This is a genomic window from Desulfomarina sp., assembly GCF_054039375.1.
Map to the genome: position 1 here is coordinate 1 of NZ_JBPLBA010000124.1, position 3,426 is coordinate 3,426.

A 3,426-nucleotide genomic window follows, 5' to 3' on the forward strand; every position below is an offset into this window, starting at 1 on the left:
TGTCGAGCAGCAGCTTACCTGCTATTGAAGCCGCAAGAATCAGAACCATCCCCAGAAGAACCTGACCGGAAACGGTTTCCTTTTTTATTACCGCCACCAGAAATACCGCCAGGGGAGGTGTAAAATAAGAAAGGAATCCAATGACCATCAGATTTCCCCCGCGCATTGCCCTGTTCCAGAGGAAAAACGAAAGCCCCAGAGGCACACACCCCAGATACACCGCTGAAAACAAACCTGCTGAAGACGGAACTTCATGGGGCATTGTCAGGGCAAAAAGGCCGGTTGACAACAGGGCCGCATAAAGGGTAAATGCCGTCATCGGCTCATGGCTCGTATCTCTCTGCATCCGGGACAACCCAACCGAAAAACTCGACCATATCAGACCGCACAAAAGAGCAAGCAGATAACCCTGCATATAGGCAAGATCAAAACTCAACTCCTTTCCCGCCGCAATGACCATACCGGCCCCGCATAATCCGACAAAAGCGATGAGCAATATCGAAATTTTCAACCGCCTGAAGATAAAAAAAGAAGAAAAAACAACAATCCAGAAGGACCATGTTGTAGCCAGGATAGCACCTTCCGCCAGGGGAACAAGATCCAGAGCCTGATAATAAATATAATGATAAAGAAATATTCCCCAAACCCCCAGAAGAGATATTCTCCAGTCGGGCAGATGAACTCTTCCACTTCTGTTGATGAAAATATCCTGAATATACAGAAAAATGGCCGCACTGGTAAAACTGTAAAACATCAGTTCTTCCGTTGAGAACTCATCAAGACCGGAACCGGTGGCAACGGGCAGGCTTGCCCAGCAGAATATTGCGCCTATCGCGTAGAAATAGTATTTCACTGGTCGTTACTTTCCTTGTTTGCTCCGCAACCAGTTCTCGAACCTGGAAACAATTCTTTCCCAGAGAATTACCCTGCTGCCGCGGATCCGGATAACAGCAGACTGCCCAACCCTGAGACGATCCTTCAACACTTCAGGCAATGCAATCTCAAGCTTGAATCTCGGTCCAAAAAGTTCATACCGGTAGTACTGGTTTTTCACCCCGTTACCTACTACCCTGCGGCGAACATCCAGAGGTCCCCCGAAAACCGCCCCCATTGCCGGATGAACCAAATCAGTTGCAGCTGTCGGTGAAACTTTCGTCAGAACAGCAGCAAATTCACCAGAGCCGGATTTTCTCATATCAACAGAAACCTCTTTGCCCACAAGAGCACGAATCCGATCTATATCATTTTGAGAGCAGCTTGCAACCATATATTTCTGTTTTTTACTGACTACACGGATAATTTCTCTCCCCCGGGTTATATAAGTTCCCAGAAGAGAACCGGACTCCAGACCCGCCACTGTCCCGGCTCCCGGCGCATGAATATGCAAGGCGACAAGATCTTTTTTTCGTTCTCCAAGCTCCCTGTCCAGGACAGACATCTGTTCTTCCAGAACCTGTATCTCGTTCAACCTTTCCCGGCTCCGGGCCCGGAGTACCTCCAACTCCAGTTTTTTTCGTTTGAGCTGAAGTGATTCATAGCGAAAACGTAATTCCCTGTTTTCCAGCACTGCAAGCAGCCGGCCTTTGTCTACCTGCTCGCCTGCATTCACTTTTATTTCATCGACAAAGCCATCCACAGTCGTCCTGATATCATATTTATGACGGTATTCAACCACAGCAGGAATGCGGATCTGATCCTGCCATCCGATATACCTGATTCCAAGACCGAGAAAACCGGCAACAACAAGAAAACGGACAAAAAAACGATAGAAAATGGCCGGGTCATGTTTTTTATACTCCTGTAATCGCGAAAAAAAAGAAACCAACGGCAATCCGACCCAGATAATAACCGCACCCAACGCGATAAATACACCAAAACCACCCGCCATACGGGATGCAATATAGCCAAGAGAAATTATAATCAGAATTTTCCAGACATATACAGACACACCATACAGTTGTATAAAAAAACCCGATATTCCCTTCTCTTTCAGCCCCTCTCCCCGTACTCCGAGAAAAACACGGCCGGCAAAACTTTTGATAAATGCCATTCCCCTTCCATACAGGTTCGGAATTGAAAGCACATCCGATAAAACATAATACCCGTCAAAACGCATAAGAGGATTAGCATTAAACAGCAGGCTGCTTATTCCTGCTACCATCACGGTGTTATGAGCAATAAGCCCCGCTGTTGTCATCGGAATCATGCCCCATACAAACAGAGCAAACCAGGCAATACAGAGTTCGGCAAAAATCCCTGCGACGGCCACATGCATCCTCTGCCACTTTGAAGGAAAACTCCATGAAGACGTGGCATCAATATAAGTCAGAGGAATAAACAGAATAAAGAGCAGACCAAAATCATAAACCCGGCCACCGTATCGGCGGCAGACAAGAGCATGAAAAAGCTCATGGAGGAGCTTCAGCAGAAACCAGATAAGCCATATCAGCAGGAGTTTTGCGGGTGAAAAAAAACCTGTGACCTGTCCTGCAAACTCTCCCCACCTGGCAACAAGTATTCCGAGTCCGAAAACAGCCAGGGCCACCCAGAAAAAAAAGAACAACCTGCCGGTCAGCCAAAGCAGCTTGGGATAGACTCGATCAAGAAAGAGATCCGGATTGAACAGGGATATTTTAAAGGAAATCAGATTCAGCCTGCTGATTTTTTTAAGACGGGCAGCGAGCTGCTCCCTCTCAAGAGAAAGAGCCAGATGGCCACTGTCATCCTGCAGCAACTGCCGACCCGTCAGCCAGTGCAGTATCGCCTCTCCCTGCTCCCTGGTCAGGTCTGTTCCACAATTTTCTGCAACCTCCTGCAACAGGGTTTCAAAATCCGGAGCATCGTTCAGGTTACTGAGAAACAGATATTCTTCGACTCCAATACGATAGTAACTGTTTCGCATTGGATCCTCAAGAATATACCAGGATGTCCCTTTCTCAATTATCGGAGTGAAACGAAGTCCATTACGTAACCTGGGAAGAGAGAGCATTTTTCCTGTTTCCAAACCTTTTACCAGAGAGAGTCCCAAAGCTGCAGAAGGGTATACCACGGTTTTCGGAATAGAATCCATGCCAGTGGTTTTTTCCCGCCGTCAATATTCGCCCTGCCCTTCATCCCTGGACGAAGCCTGTCGTCCAGGTTTTCGAATTCCAGCTCGGCCAAAAAAACATTTCGATTATTACGGATTTCAGCTTCAGGTTTGATCCGCTGCAACTCTCCTCTCCAGACACGTCCTCTGAACGCATCAAAACGAACCTTAACAGGCATTCCCCGACCGACATAACCAATATCTTCCTCAGCCACGCCCAGTTCCACAATCATTTTATTCAAAGGAGCGACCTCAAACAGAACCTGTCCCTTGTTCACCGGACTACCCTGGATTCTCATCATATCTCCGGCAAGAACAATGCCGTCAATGGGGCTCGT

At 47.5% G+C, this 3,426-nt stretch carries 3 protein-coding genes; all 3 read right to left on the reverse strand.

Annotated elements, in window-relative coordinates; genetic code table 11:
- The coding region (locus ACXLDX_RS07030; protein WP_457576483.1) for a DMT family transporter at positions 1-853 on the reverse strand (853 nt) is incomplete at its 3' end.
- A 6-nt stretch (positions 854-859) separates the two neighbouring features.
- Positions 860-3,004 carry a site-2 protease family protein gene (locus tag ACXLDX_RS07035; RefSeq protein WP_457576484.1) on the reverse strand — a complete coding sequence of 715 codons (2,145 nt, stop codon included), beginning with the start codon at positions 3,002-3,004 and terminating at the stop codon, positions 860-862.
- Between the two features lie 5 nt (positions 3,005-3,009).
- Positions 3,010-3,426, reverse strand: a 417-nt coding sequence (locus tag ACXLDX_RS07040; RefSeq protein ID WP_457576485.1) for an efflux RND transporter periplasmic adaptor subunit, incomplete at its 5' end; no start/stop codon positions are given.